This window comes from Rossellomorea sp. H136, from assembly GCF_056838065.1.
This window is the reverse complement of the sequence record NZ_CM166371.1, coordinates 2,662,081-2,679,571: the sequence shown is the minus strand read 5'-3', so window position 1 is coordinate 2,679,571 and position 17,491 is coordinate 2,662,081. Positions and strand designations below refer to the sequence as shown.

The following is a 17,491-nucleotide window of genomic DNA, read 5'->3' as shown; positions in this document are numbered from 1 at the left end:
ATGGGATGAATTTGTATCGATTTGAAGTCACTACTCACGTATTTGTCACGATTGTCGTAGTAGCGGCTGAATCAGATGAGAAAGCCTTTGATCTAGTAGAAATTGAACTTGAGAAGTATTTTTTGAAAAAGCCTGATGTGATAGACATCTCTCTTTACGAGAAACGTAGAATCCGGGGAAATGGTGCAGGGTTTGTTCTGCATGAACAAGAAACAATCATCAAATCTTAAGGAGGAATAATGGATGGGGAAAGTTTACTTGGTGGGAGCGGGTCCTGGAGATCCTGAATTAATCACACTAAAAGCATTGAAATCAATACAAAAAGCAGATGTCATATTATATGACCGTCTGGTGAATAAAGAGCTTCTCTCCCATGCAAAAAAAGAAGCCGATTTGATATACTGCGGGAAACTGCCAAACTATCATACGATGAAACAAGATACGATCAATCATTTTCTCGTGCGATATGCTTCCAGCGGCAAGGTAGTGGTGAGATTAAAAGGAGGAGATCCCTTCGTGTTTGGAAGGGGTGGAGAAGAAGCTGAAGCACTTGCAAAAAAAGGGATTCCCTTTGAAATTGTCCCCGGTATCACTTCAGGAATAGCAGCGGCAGCCTACGCAGGGATTCCCGTTACACACCGGGAAGCCAGTTCAAGTGTCGCCTTTGTTACCGGGCATAAACAAAATAATCAACAAGAAGATGAAAAGTGGGAGAGTCTGGCAAAAGGAATCGATACCCTGGCCATTTATATGGGAGTCGGCAATCTCCCTTACATTAAAGAAAAGCTCATTCAATATGGGAAGTGCAAGGATACTCCTGTGGCTCTCGTCCACTGGGGAACAACAGAAGTACAAAGGACTGTAACAGGGACGCTGGAAACGATAATCGATATTGTGAAAGAAGAAAAAATTGAGAATCCAAGTATGATCATCGTCGGAGAAGTGGTCCGTTTCCGGGAGAAGATTCAGTGGTTTGAAGAAGCCTTTGAAAAGAAATCGATCATGAGCGAGGCACTCTAAGTGAGACGCGCGATCTTATACGTCTGTCATGGAAGTCGTATTGTGAAAGCCCGTGAAGAAGCCATTGATTTTATTAAAAGATGCCAGAACCAAGTGGAAGCGGATATTCAGGAAATAAGCTTTCTTGAGCTTGCATCACCTACCATTGAAGAAGGGTTTAAAGCATGCGTGGAAAAAGGAGCTTCACACGTTTCCGTCGTTCCCCTTCTCCTTTTGACGGCGGTTCATGCAAAAAAAGACATTCCAGATGAAGTTCAAAAATGTCAAGAAGCCTATCCTTGTATTACGGTAACGTATGGAAAGCCAATTGGGGTTCACGATAAAATGGCTGAAAGTGTTATAGGGAAAATACGCGATGCTGCTTCAATTGACTCTTCGACCGTTGCCGTATTGATAGGGAGAGGAAGTTCAGACCCCGATGTTACAAAGGATTTAGGAGCCCTTGCTGAACTTGTGCAAGCCAAGACTAAGTTAGCAGATGTAAGGACCTGTTACTTAACAGCAGCCTCACCAAGCTTTTCAGACACCTTGGAATCTGTCAAGAATACAGAGAGAAACGTCATTTTCATTCCCTACTTGCTATTTACCGGTTTACTCATGAAAGGAATTGAAAGGGAGATCAGCCAAACGAAAAATGAGCATATTATTCTGGGTGATTATTTAGGGTATGACCCCCTTGTGGAAGAAGCATTTCTGGACCGCGTGAATGAAACCCCATGCGATAAAGGAGAATTACATGCTGCCTGTCATGATTGATGTGAACGGAAAACAAGTTACAATTGTAGGCGGAGGGAAAGTGGCATATAGGAAGCTCTCTGTATTTTTAGAGCAGGGAGCGATGATAACAGTCATCAGTCCTGACGCTATTGATGGAATTCAAGCATTACATGAAGAAAAAAGAATTATATGGATCAAAAGAGAAGTGGAACGTGATGATTTACGAGGTGCTTTTATCGTCATCGCTGCCACGAATGAACGATGGGTGAATGAACAGGTGAAAATGCAATCCGAGGAAAATCAACTATTATGTGTGGTGGATGACGGTGATTGCGGAAATTTGCAGATGGTCTCCTTTAGACAAAAAGGGAACTTAACGATTGCCGTTTCCACCGGCGGAGCTAGTCCATTCTTAGCAAAAAGGCTTACCAATCAAATCTTCCAACCATTTGATGATTCCTATATAGAAAAGCTAGATTTCATTGCCTCAAAGAGAAAAGAAATCAAGGCATCAGACTTATCTGATGGGGAGAAAAGGAAACGATTAAAGGAACTATCTGAACGGGTGTAAAGTGGATAAAACTTTATGCCCGTTTACTCATTATACGAACATTTTTATATAAAATGCACATATTGTTAAGAAATGAACCTTTACAAAATGTCTGGTTCCCGTTATACTATCCAATATCAAATCAATATTCGTTTTCACTCATATAATAGCGAGGATATGGCTCGCGAGTTTCTACCGGATTACCGTAAATGATTCGACTATGAGTGAGCAATGGATTGTCCGTCAATTCGGACGCTCTTTGCCTAACCCAAAGGTCATTGTCTCACTCTATCCAGAGAACAATAGCCTTTGGGTTTTTTTGTAGACTTCCAGGTTCTATAACAGAAAAGGAGCGTTTTGAATATGAATTTATTAAAAAATAAAATTGAAGATGAAGGTGTCGTCCTTTCAGATACTGTATTAAAGGTAGATTCATTCCTGAATCATCAAGTGGACCCTGAATTGATGATGGAAATCGGGAAAGAATTTGCAAGTCGTTTCAAAGATATGGGAATTACGAAGGTGTTGACCATTGAGTCGTCCGGAATTGCTCCTGGCGTGATGGCTGCTCTTCAATTGAATGTTCCACTTGTATTTGCACGTAAGCGTAAATCGTTGACCCTTTCAGAAGGGGTTCTTACTTCAAAGGTTTATTCTTTCACGAAGCAGGAAGAAAACACAATCTCGATTTCCAGTAAATATATTGGAGAAAATGATTGTGTCCTATTGGTTGACGATTTCTTAGCAAATGGACAAGCGGCCCTGGGATTAATCGATTTAGTTAAGCAAGCAGGCGCCCATGTTGCCGGAATCGGGATTGTTATTGAAAAGTCCTTCCAAGACGGAGGCAAGCTCGTTCGTGAAACAGGATTCAGAGTTGAATCATTAGCGGAAATCCAATCCCTTGAAAATGGGAAAGTGACATTCAAGCAAGAGGAGGCGCGGGTTTAATGAAAAATCAGCCTATCAAACTCGCGTCACTCGGGATTCAACACGTCCTCGCTATGTATGCGGGAGCGGTGATCGTTCCGCTCATCGTAGGAGGAGCATTAGGATTAACGGGAGAACAGCTCACTTATCTCGTATCAATTGATATCTTCATGTGCGGGATCGCCACCTTATTGCAAGTATGGAAGAATCGTTTCTTTGGGATAGGACTTCCGGTCGTACTCGGATGTACGTTTACGGCAGTAGGGCCAATGATTGCGATTGGTGGGCAATATGGTATTTCAGCGATCTACGGTTCCATACTGGTTTCAGGATTATTCGTTGTTGTAATCAGTAAGTACTTTGGGAAACTGGTTCGTTTCTTCCCTCCTGTAGTGACTGGTTCTGTAGTAACGATCATTGGGATTACCTTGATTCCAGTAGCCATGAACAATATGGCAGGAGGACAAGGGAGCGCTGATTTCGGATCATTGGAAAATTTGTCTCTGGCTTTTGGAACGTTATTTTTTATTTTAATCCTTTATAAGTTCTTTACCGGTTTTGTTCGCTCTGTCTCCATTTTACTCGGGTTGATGGCAGGAACAGCCGTTGCATTTGTTTTAGGCAAAGTAGATTTTAGTGCGGTTGGGGATGCATCCTGGTTTCATATGGCAAAACCTTTCTACTTTGGGATGCCGACGTTTGAAATAACAGCCATACTAACCATGATTTTAGTAGCGATGGTGAGTTTGGTGGAATCAACAGGTGTTTATTTTGCTCTTGCAGATATCAGCGATAAAGAGATTACAGAAGAGGATTTATCAAGGGGCTACCGCGCTGAAGGGCTGGCAATCGTACTAGGTGGTTTATTCAATGCATTCCCTTACACCGCTTATTCACAAAACGTAGGTTTGGTTCAGCTTTCAGGTGTGAAGCGCAACAGTGTGATTTATGCAACAGGAGCATTTCTCGTGATCCTTGGATTGGTACCAAAGATTGGTGCTTTAACGACAGTGATTCCTGCTTCAGTATTAGGCGGGGCGATGGTGGCCATGTTCGGGATGGTGGTAGCTTATGGGATTAAGATGCTTAGCCATGTGAATTTTGCATCTCAAGAAAATTTATTGATTATCGCCTGTTCAGTTGGAATGGGATTAGGAGTAACTGCTGTTCCGGAATTATTTGCTCAGATGCCATCCAGCATCCGAATCTTGACAGATAACGGGATTGTTGCTGGAAGTATAACAGCTATTGGACTGAATATGTTTTTTAACGTGTTTTCTAAACGCAAGCTCAATGTTGTGTTGAATGAGCAGAAAGCTTCGTAATCATTGTTGTGGAAAGAACGTCACCTTTTCTCAAGTAGAAGGTGACGTTTTTCTTTATGAATATTTTTCTGAATTATCAGATATTAAAGGAGGGTATACGTACAACAATCTCGAACATAATTGATTAGGGAATATTGCAGTAATGGGATATCCCTAACTTAAAAGGAGGAGAAATATGTACGCAACCACAGGATCCATTTTTGATCAAACGGTAGAAAAATTTCGGAACAAAGAGGCGATTGTAGAAGAGAAAACAGGTACCAGGTTAACATTTGCACAGTGGCAGGATGAAGTTCATCGTGCAGCCAATGCGTTGCTAAAGGCAGGTGTGAAAAAGGGAGATCGGGTTTCGACGTATCTATTTAATACTCTGGAGTTAGCAACTGTGTACTTTGCGTGTGGAAAGATTGGTGCGGTGATTAACCCAATTAATTTCCGATTGAAGGCTCAAGAAATACACTACATTTTAGAAGATGCCGAACCAAAGGTAGTGATTTTTGAAGAAGCCCTCACCCTACCGATTGAGCGGATTTCACAAGATTTTCGACAGACCCTTTTTTGGTATGTTGGAGACAATGCCCCTATGTTTGCTCAAAACTATAAAGAAGTTGTGAATCAATGTTCGAATGTCTTAATAGACATCCCGGTAAAAGAAACGGACGCATATGCGATTATGTATACGAGCGGGACAACCGGGAGACCAAAGGGTGTGCTGCACAGGCATAGGGATATGGCTGAGCAGAGCTTGATTTGTACGTCTGTTATGGGACTGACACCTAATGACATAGGGCTAGTTACAGCACCTATGTTTCATTGTGCAGAGCTTCATTGCTGTTTCCTTCCACGTGTTCAAGCGGGAGCGAAGAATATTATCGTTCATCAGTTTCATCCGCAAACCGTATTGGAAGTGATTGAGCGGGAAATGGTCAGTTCTTTTTTTGCCGCTCCAACGATGTGGAATATGCTTCTGCAACACGGGGTAGATGATTACGATACTTCATCTTTACGGATTGGTCTTTATGGGGCTGCCCCAATGGCACCAGTCCTTGTGAGGGCTCTCCATGAGAAAATGAAGATTGACTTGATACAAGCCTATGGTCAGACTGAGATGGGTCCAGCGGTTACCTTCCTTCTTCAGGATGAGCAGCTAATCAAGACAGGCTCGGCAGGAAGGGCTGCCTATAATCATGAAATACGTGTAGTCAAACCGAATGAAAACGGCCCTTCTGAACCGAATGATCTTTGCAAGCCTGGTGAAGTCGGGGAAATCATTGTTCGTGGTTCCTGTACAATGCTTGAATATTTCAATCGCAAGGAAGCGACGGAAAGAGCATTGTATAAAGGCTGGTATCATTCCAGTGATTTAGGCTATATGGATGAGGATGGGTATCTATACGTCGCTGATCGGGTGGATGATATGGTGATATCGGGAGGAGAAAATGTGTACCCCCGTGAAGTAGAGGATGCTCTGCACGCCCATGAAGATATTGTAGATGTTGCCGTACTCGGTCGGCCTCATGAAAAATGGGGAGAACAGGTGATTGCCGTTGTTGTGTCCAAAAATCCTTCATTGTCTTCGCAAGATCTCGATCTCTTTATGAAAAATGGGGATCTGTTGGCCGATTATAAGAGGCCGCGTGAATATATATTCGTAGAAGAACTTCCTCGGAATGCAAGTGGTAAGATTCAAAAGTTTTTACTTCGAGAAAATATTTACCGGAAAGAAAATACACGATAACGAAATGAGGTCCTTTGTGGGACCTTATTTTCATTATATGATGATGTCTGCACCTAGTATAGGACAGTCTGACCACCCATATATTGATATGAGGATATGAGGGAGGCTGATAAAAGTGCCATTAATAAAACACAATGAAGAAGAAGTTAAACTTCTTGCCAGATTAATGAGGGCAGAAGCTGAGGGTGAAGGAAATCAAGGGATGATGATGGTCGGTAATGTAGGTGTTAATCGGGTATTAGGGGATTGTTTGGATTTTAAGAAAATCAGAAGTATCAAGCAAATGGTCTACCAAAGCCCTGGAGGATTTGAAGCAACGCAAAAAGGATACTTTTATCAAAGGGCAAGAAGTAACGAACTCGACATGGCTAGAAAAGTAATAAATGGCCGACGAATACATCCTGCTAGTTTTAGCATGTGGTTTTTCAAGCCATCTGGTAATTGTCCAAGTAAATGGTATAATCAAGCAAACTCAGGCCGATTTAAAAGTCATTGCTTTTATCAGCCTACTCGTACTGATTGTCCAACTGTATTTCAATCAGGTTTGCAAGGGTAGTAAGAATATATTTATACTGATTTGAAAATCTCGGACAAAAAAACATTTGAATTTTTCAAGTGTTTTTTTTTGTTTTTTCTCTGTTCAAATCGCCTATTTAAAAAATATGGGACGGAAAATTTTAATTAAAGTACAAATATGCTGGTTAGGAGTTCTTTTCAAAATTACATAAAGGCCGGTAAAGGTTAATTGATAAAAGTCCGGAATCCGCGTCATGATACGAGATATTTTGGGGATAGTAAGATTTGTAACTATAACTCTCAACATAAGGAAGGTGTACTGAATTGAAAAAGTATTTAACCAAAAAATCTTACAAAGAAAAAAGGAGTCTGGGGGATAAAATCATTAAGGGGATTGGTACTTTTGTTCTGGCTCTTATATTGCTACTTTCCATGTCATCAGTCAGTAATGCTGTTGGAAAAGATGCAAAAGGACCTGATGTTTACGTCATTCAGGGAATGCTTAAGTCCATAGGGAGCTACGCAGGTAAAATTCATGGGAAGTATGATGGTACCACTGTTCAGGGAGTGAAATATTTCCAGAAAAAACATGGCCTCCCAGCAACAGGTGCAGTGGATAGTAAAACGTTTGAATCAATTACCTATACTTACTCAAAACTAAAGTTCCCATCACCATCAGGTGGTGGTAAAAACAAAGGCCAAGGAGCAGGTGAAGGCCAAGGAGCAGGCGAAGGTCAAGGAGCAGGTGAAGGCCAAGGAGCAGGCGAAGGCCAAGGAGCAGGTGAAGGTCAAGGAGCAGGTGAAGGCCAAGGAGCAGGTGAAGGCCAAGGAGCAGGTGAAGGCCAAGGAGCAGGCGAAGGCCAAGGAGCAGGTGAAGGCCAAGGAGCAGGTGAAGGCCAAGGAGCAGGCGAAGGCCAAGGAGCAGGTGAAGGCCAAGGAGCAGGCGAAGGTCAGGGAGCAGGTGAAGGCCAAGGAGCAGGCGAAGGTCAAGGAGCAGGTGAAGGTCAAGGAGCAGGTGATGGCCAAGGAAAAGACGAAGACTTGGGAGAAGAACAAAAGCCTGAAAAAGAAGGTCCTGTAAAATTTGAAGAACCAGCTAAAGAACCAAGTAAAGAACCAAGCAAAGAACCAGTGAAAGAACCAAGCAAAGAACCAGCCAAGGAACCAGTGAAAGAACCAACAAAAGAACCAAGCAAAGAACCAGTGAAAGAACCAAAACAATATAAAGGATCTCAAGAAAGTAACTAAGTTGAATAAACAAGAGATCACTCAATGATTTTCCATAAAATGGCGTCTGATATTATATCGGCCGCCATTTTTAGGTTGTGAAATCGTATTAAAAGAATGCAGTTCGCATCGATTGCATTCTTTTAACTTGAAAATATCAGAATTATAAAATTTCTCATTGAATATGAAGTATATCATACACTATACTATAAAAAACGAAGGATTTCCTTCGGTGCACAGAAAGGAGTAGTCATGGTTCAAAAATCAATTGCACGAATTATTAAAGAAAACTATTCTTCCTTATCTGCCGGGCAAAAAAAAGTCGCTGAGTTGATTCTTCAGCAGCAAGGTGAAGCAGCGATACTCACGGCTTTTCAGATGGGAAGGAAAGTTGGTGTAAGTGAAACAACTGTGATTCGATTAGGATACGCGTTAGGCTTTAAAGGATATTCTGAAATGCAGGAAGTGGTGCGAAGGGATTGGTTAGAGAAGAAGCAGGTTAATGAAAATGAATCATTTCCTTCATCCTCAACAGATGGTGATGACGAGAGTGTATTCAGCAAGGTCATTGAGAAAGAAAAATCCGTACTGGAGCAGCTAATGAGTCAATTAGACGTGAAAGAAATATGGAATACCATTGATCGCTTAATACAATCAGAGCGAGTTTATATTGGTGGATTTGGGAGTTCTTATGGAGCGGCTTATTGGATGTATTATACGTTAAAACAATACAGGACAAACGTATTCCTGTCTAGCCCAGCAGGATTTTCTCCTGAAGATATATGTGATTTGGATCAACGTTCTACTGTGGTTATGTTTTCGTTTCCCCGGTTCCGCACTAAATCCATTGAGCTTGTGGAGATGGCAAAAAAACAAGATTCTTATGTCATTGCGATCACCAATAGACAATTATCACCCCTCGGACAAATTTCTGACCTTACACTTACAACCGAGGAAGGGATGAATTCAGGACATCATTCGATTGCATCTGTCGTTAGTTTAGTTGAACTCATTTTAATAGGTCTTCAGCATCGAGATCAAGACAACATAAGTATTCGGCAAAGGAAGCTAGAGCAATTATATACAAATGAGGGATTATTTATTGAATAAGACAAATAGAGGGGTGGAGAATTTATGAACGGGGCATCACAAACGAATCAAAAAATAGAAGCGAAAGCATTTACTACCAGTGACGTATGGAAATTCCTGATTCCATCATTAATTGGAATCCTATTATTTATTGTACCGATTACAACAGAAGATGGCATTACGATTCCTGTCGCTTATTTAGCTGGACAAATAAATGTGTATCTTGGTGAAGTTATCCCTGCAATAACCGCGTTGATTATGGCGCTCTCTGTCATAGGGTCACTCATAGCGATAACGATCAAACCAGCTTTTATTACAAATAGTCGATATTTGAGCACTCTTTTAATCATTAGTCCGTTTTGGCTTGTTGCACGTGTCCTCGGCACATTGTTTGCCGTGATGACGATTTATCAATTGGGACCAGTGATGGTTTTCTCAGAAAACACTGGTGGACTCTTAATCTATGATCTGATTCCTATACTATTTTCTACTTTTCTACTGGCAGGTCTACTGCTTCCGCTCCTTCTTAATTTTGGATTATTAGAGTTCTTTGGTGCCTTGTTGTTGAAAGTGATGAGACCTATTTTTACATTACCTGGCCGTTCTTCACTAGACTGTCTGGCATCGTGGGTGGGAGATGGCACAATAGGCGTTCTTCTGACGACCAAGCAATATGAAGAAGGGTATTACACCAAACGTGAAGCGGCTGTGATTGCCACTACCTTTTCGGTTGTTTCAATTACGTTTACGATTGTAGTCATTTCTTATTTGAATTTAGAGCAATATTTCCTGCACTATTACGCAACGATCATCTTTGCCGGGCTTGTAGCGGCATTGATCATGCCACGTATACCACCATTGTCAAGAAAACCGAATACTGGTTATGAAAGAACGGAATTAAAGAACGAAAAAGGGATTCCATCCGATTTTTCCGTTGTTAAATGGGGTTTTCATCAAGCTGTAACAAAGGCTAAAAAGAATAATGGACCTGTTTCTGTCGTAAAAGAAGGCGTTCAGAACGTATTGGATATGTGGCTGGGGGTCTTACCGATCGTTATGGCGATAGGGACAGTCGCACTAGTGATAGCAGAGTATACACCTCTCTTCACCTATCTTGGGAAACCTTTCGAACCTATCCTTACCATCATGCAGGTTCCTGAAGCAAGTGAAGCGGCCCAGACCATGGTAGTAGGGTTTGCCGATATGTTCCTTCCCGCGGTCATCGGTAGTGGAATTGAAAGTGAACTTACCCGGTTTGTCATTGCATGTGTATCTGTTACACAATTAATCTATATGTCTGAAATGGGTGGATTGCTTCTTGGTTCGAAGCTGCCTGTCAGTATCGTAGATTTGATCTTGATCTTTTTAATCCGGACATGCATTACTCTACCTATTGTCGTAGTGATTGCACATATGATTTTTTGATAGGAGGAAGAAACACTATGAACTTTGTAAATGAACATCGTGATGAGATTCTAAAAACCTATCAGGAGCTGCATCAACTGGCTGAACCGAGCTGGTTGGAAGAAAAGACATCCAGCTATTTAAAAACTAAACTTTTAGAAGCCGGCTTTTCTGTTAAAACGTACGAAGGGCATTTCGGATTTATTGCAGAATTAAAGGGTGAGCAGTCAAATGTAATTGCTCTTCGTGCCGATATGGATGCATTGCTTCAAGAAGTGGATGGAGTGGTTAAACCGAATCATTCTTGTGGTCATGATGCCCATAGTACCATGGTTTTGTATACAGCTCTTGCACTAGCGAAAAGAAAATTGAATCATACGGTTCGCTTCATCTTTCAGCCAGCTGAAGAAAAGGCAGCGGGGGCACTGAAAATGATAGAAGAGAATGTTCTCGATGATGTAAAGTTTCTTGGCGGAATTCATCTTCGACCAGAAATGGAGGTCCCTTATGAAATGGCTGCTCCTATCATCGTTCATAGCTCTACTGCATCGCTAAAGGGAACGATTAAAGGAATACCTGCACATGCAGCAAGGCCGGAACAAGGGAACAATCCCCTGGAGACAGCGTCATTATTGATTCAAGCGGTCAAGCAGATCAGATTGAATGTCAAAAATCGTTATTCCATTAAGATCACGGAGCTGCACGGAGGCGAATCATCCAACTCCATTCCGGAAAATGCACATTTCACCTTCGATTTAAGAGCTGAATCGAATGACACCATGACAGCATTATTGGAAAAGACAGAACAGGTGATTTCAGGTATACAACTGGAGACGGATACCGGCATCACCTATCGAGTGGAAGAGTATCTACCGGCGGCTGTAAAGGATCCACGGGCAATCGAGCTAGCTCGTGAAGCAATTTCATCGGTTCTTGGAGAGAAAAATATGGTATTAGAATGTATTTCTCCTGGAGCAGAAGACTTTCATTTTTATTCGATCAATCATCCTGGTTTATCTTCTACTATGATTGGACTTGGATGTGGTCTCTCACCAGGTTTGCATCATCCTTCCATGCGGTTTAATCAAGAATCTCTGGTTTATGGAACAAAGATATTAATTCAGATGTTATTAATAGCAGATCGTCAAGACTGGTAAAGGGGGGAGAAATCGTGAAATGTGAAGAACAATCATCATTGAAGATCCGGATGCTGCACTCTGTAGAGGATATAGAGGATGTCAGAAAATTGGAGTCACTTGTGTGGAGTTTTGAAGATTCTGTACCGGTTAATCAGAGTGTAGCTGTGGTGAAGAACGGCGGGTTTATTCTTGGAGCCTATTATCAGGAGAAGCTAATCGGCTTTCAATATAGTTTTCCCGGTTTTGATGGAAAAAAGGTGTATCTTGTATCCCATAGTTTAGGGATACATCCCGATTTCAGGAGATTTGGGATTGGAGAAAAGTTGAAACGAGCACAAAAAAATACAGCCGGCGAGATGGGATATGATGTCATCACCTGGACGTATGATCCGTTAGAAACTGTGAACGGTAACCTGAACTTACATAAACTTGGTGCTATTGTGCGTACGTATATCCCCAATATATATGGAGAAATGTCCGATCAATTAAATGCAGGAATAGCGACGGACCGGTTTCTTGTAGAATGGTGGATAAGTCAATCGAAGAGTAATAGTGTGACAGGGAATGACCTTCATTCTGCTATTGATTTAAAGGAATGTGAACATGGGTGGCTTGTAGATAAGGTGGATTTAACCATAAGCCAAAATCACATTTCCGTTTCAGTTCCAGGACATTTTCAGGAGATCAAAAAGACCAATCTTTCCCTTGCTATTGATTGGCGAAAAAAAACAAGAGAAGTCTTTTCTCACTACTTAAATCATGGTTGGATCGTGACAGACCTCGTCGAAGATAAAGAACATCACGGGCAATACCTATACCTCATGGAGAAAGGTGAACATCAATATGGAAATCAAACGAATCATTCTTAGACAGATCAAGATGGATTTACTGCATCCTTTTACGACGAGTGTAGGGACGGAAACAGATAAAACGATTATTCTTGTTGAAGTGAAATCAGCATCAGGTTTATCAGGATGGGGGGAGTCGGTTGCGATTACCCAGCCGATCTATAACGAAGAAACGGTGGAAACCAACTGGCATATGATGAGCGACCACTTGATTCCTCTTCTTCAGAGGGAAGCGGTCCAACTTCCTGATGAGGCGTCCAGCAGATTTAAGAAAATCAGAGGCAATTATAATGCCAAAGCGGCCATTGAATGTGCGATTTGGGACCTATATGCAAAGGAGAACAACCTCTCGTTAGCAAAAGCTCTGGGGGGGACGAAAGACAGAATCGAAGTAGGAGTAAGTGTGGGTATTCAGCAATCCGAGACCCTTATGTTAAAGCAAATTGAAGATTATTTGAAAGAAGGCTATAAGCGGATCAAGGTGAAAATTCAACCAGGATGGGATACCGGGATCATTAGAGCGATTCGACAGGAATTTCCGAATATCCCACTCATGGCCGATGCAAACTGCGCTTATTCTCTAAATGACATTGAAACCCTCAAAGCTCTGGATGAATTCGATTTAATGATGATTGAACAGCCATTGGATCATGATGATATCATTGACCACGCCAAGCTGCAGTCTCAGCTTAAAACGCCCATCTGCTTGGACGAAAGCATCCACAGCTATGAGGATGCGAGAAAGGCGATTGAACTTGGAAGCTGTAGAATCATGAATCTAAAAATCGGTCGGGTAGGCGGGCTTACGGAATCAAAGAGAATTCACGACTTATGTGTCGAGAATCATATTCCGATGTGGTGCGGTGGAATGCTTGAAGCAGGGATTGGAAGAGCTCATAATCTCGCCATTACCTCACTAAGTAACTTTATTCTTCCAGGAGATACCGCTCCTTCATCACATTATTGGAAGCGGGATATCATTAAGCCGGAGGTAACCATGAAAGACGGATACATTGCTGTACCTGAAACGCCAGGAATCGGTTATGAGCCGGATTTCAATCAGATTGAGGCTTTGACTTTGTTTAGTAGGGTTTATCATTTTTAGATTCCTTAATAGAATGGGTGATTAGAAGAAAGAGGCTGAGACAAAAGTTTTTTATCCTAAGTCAAACCCGAACAAACCTGCTTCTTGGTGTGCAGATTTGTTCGGGTTTATTATTTATTTTCGAATCATTTGATTTTAGCTGTTTCCAGCGGTTGATTGGAGTGCAAGACGAAGACTCCTGCGGGAAAGTAGCTTATGTGAGACCCCGCAGGCTTGCCGAGGAGGCTCACGGGCTACCCGCGGAAAGCGTAGTCTTGCACGGAAATCATTAGCGGTATGAAGAACCTACACTTCTATTGTTCGTCTTTTTATCGTGGTTTTTTAGTTTTGTCCCAGCCTCTTTTCCTACGATTAGTCAAGTACTAAATCATAAGTTGTAGGATTATTCACTATTATTTGTGCATAGGAAATAAACCTCAGCTATTCATAATTTTAAACTGAGGATATTCATGGTATACTAAACTACATATTATTGGTCCATAGAGACCGCGTGCGAGTAATCGTACTTTGTATTGTTCCTGACCATGGAATATATACATTTTAGTAGCTTATTCATGCAAGCTACAGTGGCAACCTTATCCTTTTTGGAGATAGGTTGCTTTTTTAATTTGTAATAATAATCAACGATATGATTTGATCCTGCTTTTTGTTGGCGGATCATGTTCCGAACAATGAGATATAAAATTTTTCGTCCTTTAGGATTTCCTCGTTTATTAATATGATCTTGTCCTGCGTATTTTCCAGACTGATATCTTCGAATATCAATACCCACAAATGCGTTGACTTTTTTATGATTAGAAAAGCGAGAGAGGTCACCAAACTCACCGATAAAAAGTCCTGCGCTAATGTCACCCACCCCAGGGAGACTGATAAGTACTTCAAACTCAGGAAGCTTTTTTGCCTCGTTAATCAACTGGTTAGAAACGTGTTCTTTTTCCTCTAATAAACGGAGGAGTTGTTTTGCATAGTATTGAACTTTTGATGTTTGAATACTCGCTGAAGAAATAGCTGGATAGGATTCCTTGGCGTATTCTATTATTTGACTTGCCTTCTGTTTAGCACGATTTTCTGAAATTCTTTTCGTGGTACTTTTTTTCAAAAGGTTCTTGATTTTTGTTTGGCTCTTTTCTAAGACAAAGTCTGGATGAGGAAATAGGTCCATCAATGTTAAGGAGTAGGGTGTCATTTTACTCGAGAAAAAGTGTTCAAGCTCTGGAAAACTTAATTGTAGTGCATTATGCAAGTACATTCGCATACGTTTTTTTTCTTCCTCTATTTCCTGATAAAAGCGAGAAAGATCCCGGAGTCGACTATATATTTCTGGTTGTTGGATTTTTTCTACTCGGCAATTTTGTTGATGAACTTGTGCTAATTTGTGAGCATCATGCTTGTCCGTTTTCCAGCTTCTTAGAGTCCCTTGTTCTAGTTGTTTTTTTGCCTCAAGAGGGTTTAATAAAGAGTAGTGCAATTGGTTCTTTTGACAAAAGGTTTCAACTGGTTTTGAATAAATACCTGTTGATTCAAAAACAAGAATAGGTTCTTCAGAAAGGTTTCCGATCTCATCAAGCAGCGTTTGAAAACCAAACTTATTATGAAGAAATTCCCCTTCCGAAAGACAGGTTTGACCATCGTAAATCACTTTGTAGCTTTTCCCCATAGAAATATCTAAAGCAATTACTAATTCCAAATATTTTCCCTCTCTTCGTTGTCCTTTTGAAAGACCTTCACTTATTCATTTTGATTCTAATTTCCTATACACGAGCTCATGGCCCCAACATACTTAAACCTGATTCAAAAATGAAAGTGAAGAGGCTCGGTTTTTGATACGGATTCGAAATCCTTGAGGCTTTGGTCGAGCTTTCTTTCACTTCTCACTATAACTCTAAAAAGAAAAATAGTGGGTAAAGACATCCGTCGATGACTTTACCCACTAATCTTAGTATGTTTCTTTTTTCATAGGCATGGAAAATTTTAAAATCAGCTTAGGAGAAGATCTATTGATCCGTTACAAAAAGATAAGAGGCTATTAAACGATTATTGAACTGAATGAATAAGGATAGATTGGGAAATATAAGCAGTAGGTGATGCAGTTATGGAAAAAGTATTGGCTTATCTCCCACAATGGGATCATATAGTAGGGGCTTTTATTGCGTTTATTATTCCATTTACGATTTCGAGGATATCAAGGTGGTTACGGAACTCAAGTAAAAAAGAGGGAAATGTAAGTTAGGATGTAATTTTACGGGCTTGTAACCCTTTCGAATCTAATTATGATTTATAGAAGGTGGTGAAGGGGATGAATAAATGGGTTTGGTCACAAAAGAAGAAAAGACAGATTCATTTTTCTCAACAACAAACGAATATGGTATCAAGTGAAGAGTTCTTTTCATCGAGCCTGAATTCTAATCTCGAACAATTACAAATGATTTTAGGGAATAATCCTGATTTCGCCATTCGGAAATTTTATATTGATGTTTTTAACGTCAATGCTGCCATTGTATTTATTAAAGGGCTTGTCGATAAAGAGCAAATATATGAGCAAATTTTAAAATCCATCATGTTAGATCTTGAAAAGCATGGGAACAATGATAATAAAGAATGGAATAGCGGTTCCATAATAAATGAAATAAATAAACATGTCGTTACCTTAACCGATGTCAAGGAAGTTAAAGAAATTGAAGATGGCCTTATGGACATTTTAAGTGGAGATACAGCTTTATTCATTGACGGGTGTGATACTGCTCTTGTGTTGGGAACGAAACAGTGGCCTTCAAGACAAATAGAAGAACCCATTACTGAAGCTACGGTCAGGGGTTCTAGAGAAGGATTTGTAGAGAATTTTCTGGTAAACATATCTTTAATTAGAAGGCGAATTAAAGATGCGAATTTAATGTTTGAGAAATATACCATTGGTAGAAGAAGTAAAACAACAGTTATTCTTACATATATGAAAGATATTACTAATGAAACGCTGATCGAAGAGGTAAAAAAACGCTTAGATCAAATAGACATTGATCAAGTTCCTGAATCAGGAATCATTGAGCAGTTAATTGAAGATGATATCTATTCACCATTTCCACAGATTTTGACAACTGAACGGCCAGATAAAGTGGCGACTAGTCTATTAGAAGGACGCATAGCGATTGTAATAGACGGAACTCCGTTTGTTCTGCTACTACCAATAACCATTAAATCCATTCTTCAGGGACCTGAAGACTACTATGAAAGATGGTTCGTGGGAACACTCCTAAGATTAATGAGATTTGGCGCAGTGATCGTTTCATTGTTTGCTCCTTCTTTATATGTGGCCCTTGTATCTTATCATCCCGGTCTTATTCCAACCGACTTGGTGATCTCCATTGCAGGAAGCCGTGAAGGGGTCCCGTTTCCGTCCATTGCGGAAGCTTTAATGATGGAAGTGACAATTGAAATCCTACGCGAAGCAGGGGTAAGATTGCCAAAACCAATTGGGCAAACCGTAGGAATTGTGGGTGGACTGGTCATCGGTGAGGCAGCTGTATCAGCAGGTTTAGTAAGTCCAATGATGGTTATTGTTGTAGCTCTTACAGCTGTCTCTTCCTTCGCATTGCCACAATATGGAGTTGGAATTGCAATCCGAATACTACGATTTGGTATGATGTTAACTGCTGCCATACTTGGATTGTACGGCATTATCATGTTTGCCATGGTCATATCTATCCATCTTGTGAAATTAAAAAGCTTTGGTGTGGATTACACCTCTCCTCTCGTTCCATATTCATTCAGCGATTGGAAAGATGCCATCGTTCGTTTTCCAACAAAGTCTTTGACCCAAAGACCAGATATGTTTAAACCAAAAGACTCCAAACGCATGGACTAACCGTTGTAATAGTTGGAGGAGAGA

16 protein-coding genes and 1 riboswitch are annotated in these 17,491 nt (G+C 40.8%); of the genes, 15 read left to right on the top strand and 1 reads right to left on the bottom strand.

Annotation, left to right across the window (positions count from 1 at the left end; genetic code table 11):
* The first annotated feature begins 5 nt into the window (after positions 1 to 5).
* The 14 genes from ACYH0O_RS13485 (at position 6) to menC (ending at position 13,608) form a co-directional block, all read left to right on the top strand.
* Entirely contained in the window at positions 6 to 230 is a 225-nt protein-coding gene (locus ACYH0O_RS13485; RefSeq protein WP_149155984.1) for a DUF3906 family protein, read from the top strand.
* A gap of 13 nt (positions 231 to 243) precedes the next feature.
* Complete coding sequence (gene cobA / locus ACYH0O_RS13480) at positions 244 to 1,020, top strand: uroporphyrinogen-III C-methyltransferase (RefSeq protein WP_482629133.1); 777 nt, start codon at positions 244 to 246, stop codon at positions 1,018 to 1,020.
* A complete protein-coding gene (locus ACYH0O_RS13475) occupies positions 1,021 to 1,776 on the top strand; it encodes a sirohydrochlorin chelatase (RefSeq protein WP_482629132.1) in 756 nt (251 codons plus the stop codon).
* Positions 1,757 to 2,308: a precorrin-2 dehydrogenase/sirohydrochlorin ferrochelatase family protein gene (locus ACYH0O_RS13470; protein ID WP_482629131.1), complete on the top strand. Its 552-nt coding sequence runs from the start codon at positions 1,757 to 1,759 to the stop codon at positions 2,306 to 2,308. Before ACYH0O_RS13475 ends, ACYH0O_RS13470 begins: the two co-directional genes overlap by 20 nt.
* A gap of 118 nt (positions 2,309 to 2,426) precedes the next feature.
* Positions 2,427 to 2,528, top strand: a riboswitch (purine riboswitch).
* Positions 2,529 to 2,650: 122 nt separating this feature from the next.
* On the top strand, positions 2,651 to 3,238 hold the full coding sequence (locus ACYH0O_RS13465) for a xanthine phosphoribosyltransferase (RefSeq protein WP_482629130.1): 588 nt from the start codon (positions 2,651 to 2,653) through the stop codon (positions 3,236 to 3,238).
* The gene (locus ACYH0O_RS13460; RefSeq protein ID WP_149155979.1) at positions 3,238 to 4,542 is read left to right on the top strand and encodes a nucleobase:cation symporter-2 family protein; all 1,305 of its coding nucleotides are present in this window, start codon (positions 3,238 to 3,240) and stop codon (positions 4,540 to 4,542) included. Before ACYH0O_RS13465 ends, ACYH0O_RS13460 begins: the two co-directional genes overlap by 1 nt.
* 175 nt (positions 4,543 to 4,717) lie before the next feature.
* The gene (locus tag ACYH0O_RS13455; RefSeq protein ID WP_482629129.1) at positions 4,718 to 6,280 is read left to right on the top strand and encodes a long-chain-fatty-acid--CoA ligase; all 1,563 of its coding nucleotides are present in this window, start codon (positions 4,718 to 4,720) and stop codon (positions 6,278 to 6,280) included.
* A gap of 166 nt (positions 6,281 to 6,446) precedes the next feature.
* On the top strand, positions 6,447 to 6,836 hold the full coding sequence (locus ACYH0O_RS13450; protein WP_395940680.1) for a cell wall hydrolase: 390 nt from the start codon (positions 6,447 to 6,449) through the stop codon (positions 6,834 to 6,836).
* 284 nt (positions 6,837 to 7,120) lie between these two features.
* Complete coding sequence (locus tag ACYH0O_RS13445) at positions 7,121 to 8,044, top strand: peptidoglycan-binding domain-containing protein (RefSeq protein WP_482629128.1); 924 nt, start codon at positions 7,121 to 7,123, stop codon at positions 8,042 to 8,044.
* Positions 8,045 to 8,275: 231 nt separating this feature from the next.
* Complete coding sequence (locus ACYH0O_RS13440) at positions 8,276 to 9,133, top strand: MurR/RpiR family transcriptional regulator (RefSeq protein WP_482629127.1); 858 nt, start codon at positions 8,276 to 8,278, stop codon at positions 9,131 to 9,133.
* A gap of 24 nt (positions 9,134 to 9,157) precedes the next feature.
* Positions 9,158 to 10,537, top strand: coding sequence for a YjiH family protein (locus ACYH0O_RS13435; RefSeq protein ID WP_482629126.1), 1,380 nt, complete (start codon positions 9,158 to 9,160; stop codon positions 10,535 to 10,537).
* 17 nt (positions 10,538 to 10,554) lie between these two features.
* The gene (locus ACYH0O_RS13430) at positions 10,555 to 11,673 is read left to right on the top strand and encodes an amidohydrolase (RefSeq protein ID WP_482629125.1); all 1,119 of its coding nucleotides are present in this window, start codon (positions 10,555 to 10,557) and stop codon (positions 11,671 to 11,673) included.
* A 14-nt stretch (positions 11,674 to 11,687) separates the two neighbouring features.
* On the top strand, positions 11,688 to 12,524 hold the full coding sequence (locus ACYH0O_RS13425; protein ID WP_482629124.1) for a GNAT family N-acetyltransferase: 837 nt from the start codon (positions 11,688 to 11,690) through the stop codon (positions 12,522 to 12,524).
* Positions 12,499 to 13,608, top strand: a complete 1,110-nt coding sequence (gene menC, locus ACYH0O_RS13420) for an o-succinylbenzoate synthase (RefSeq protein WP_482629123.1) — start codon at positions 12,499 to 12,501, stop codon at positions 13,606 to 13,608. The genes ACYH0O_RS13425 and menC overlap by 26 nt, the downstream gene beginning before the upstream one ends.
* A 469-nt stretch (positions 13,609 to 14,077) precedes the next feature.
* Here menC and ACYH0O_RS13415 read toward each other — a convergent pair whose 3' ends face one another.
* Positions 14,078 to 15,295, bottom strand: coding sequence for an IS110 family RNA-guided transposase (locus ACYH0O_RS13415; protein WP_482629122.1), 1,218 nt, complete (start codon positions 15,293 to 15,295; stop codon positions 14,078 to 14,080).
* 609 nt (positions 15,296 to 15,904) lie between these two features.
* Here ACYH0O_RS13415 and ACYH0O_RS13410 point away from each other — a divergent pair.
* Positions 15,905 to 17,467 (top strand): spore germination protein, encoded by a 1,563-nt coding sequence (locus ACYH0O_RS13410; protein ID WP_482629121.1) that lies wholly within the window; start codon positions 15,905 to 15,907, stop codon positions 17,465 to 17,467.
* Positions 17,468 to 17,491 lie beyond the last annotated feature (24 nt).

Excerpts from the sequence above, each read along its gene's own strand:
- ACYH0O_RS13485 (WP_149155984.1), top strand. The coding sequence starts at position 6 with ATGAATTTGTATCGATTTGAAGTCACTACTCACGTATTTGTCACGATT.
- cobA (WP_482629133.1), top strand. The coding sequence starts at position 244 with ATGGGGAAAGTTTACTTGGTGGGAGCGGGTCCTGGAGATCCTGAATTA.
- ACYH0O_RS13470 (WP_482629131.1), top strand. The coding sequence starts at position 1,757 with ATGCTGCCTGTCATGATTGATGTGAACGGAAAACAAGTTACAATTGTA.
- ACYH0O_RS13465 (WP_482629130.1), top strand. The coding sequence starts at position 2,651 with ATGAATTTATTAAAAAATAAAATTGAAGATGAAGGTGTCGTCCTTTCA.
- ACYH0O_RS13460 (WP_149155979.1), top strand. The coding sequence starts at position 3,238 with ATGAAAAATCAGCCTATCAAACTCGCGTCACTCGGGATTCAACACGTC.
- ACYH0O_RS13455 (WP_482629129.1), top strand. The coding sequence starts at position 4,718 with ATGTACGCAACCACAGGATCCATTTTTGATCAAACGGTAGAAAAATTT.
- ACYH0O_RS13450 (WP_395940680.1), top strand. The coding sequence starts at position 6,447 with ATGAGGGCAGAAGCTGAGGGTGAAGGAAATCAAGGGATGATGATGGTC.
- ACYH0O_RS13440 (WP_482629127.1), top strand. The coding sequence starts at position 8,276 with ATGGTTCAAAAATCAATTGCACGAATTATTAAAGAAAACTATTCTTCC.
- ACYH0O_RS13435 (WP_482629126.1), top strand. The coding sequence starts at position 9,158 with ATGAACGGGGCATCACAAACGAATCAAAAAATAGAAGCGAAAGCATTT.
- ACYH0O_RS13430 (WP_482629125.1), top strand. The coding sequence starts at position 10,555 with ATGAACTTTGTAAATGAACATCGTGATGAGATTCTAAAAACCTATCAG.
- menC (WP_482629123.1), top strand. The coding sequence starts at position 12,499 with ATGGAAATCAAACGAATCATTCTTAGACAGATCAAGATGGATTTACTG.
- ACYH0O_RS13410 (WP_482629121.1), top strand. The coding sequence starts at position 15,905 with ATGAATAAATGGGTTTGGTCACAAAAGAAGAAAAGACAGATTCATTTT.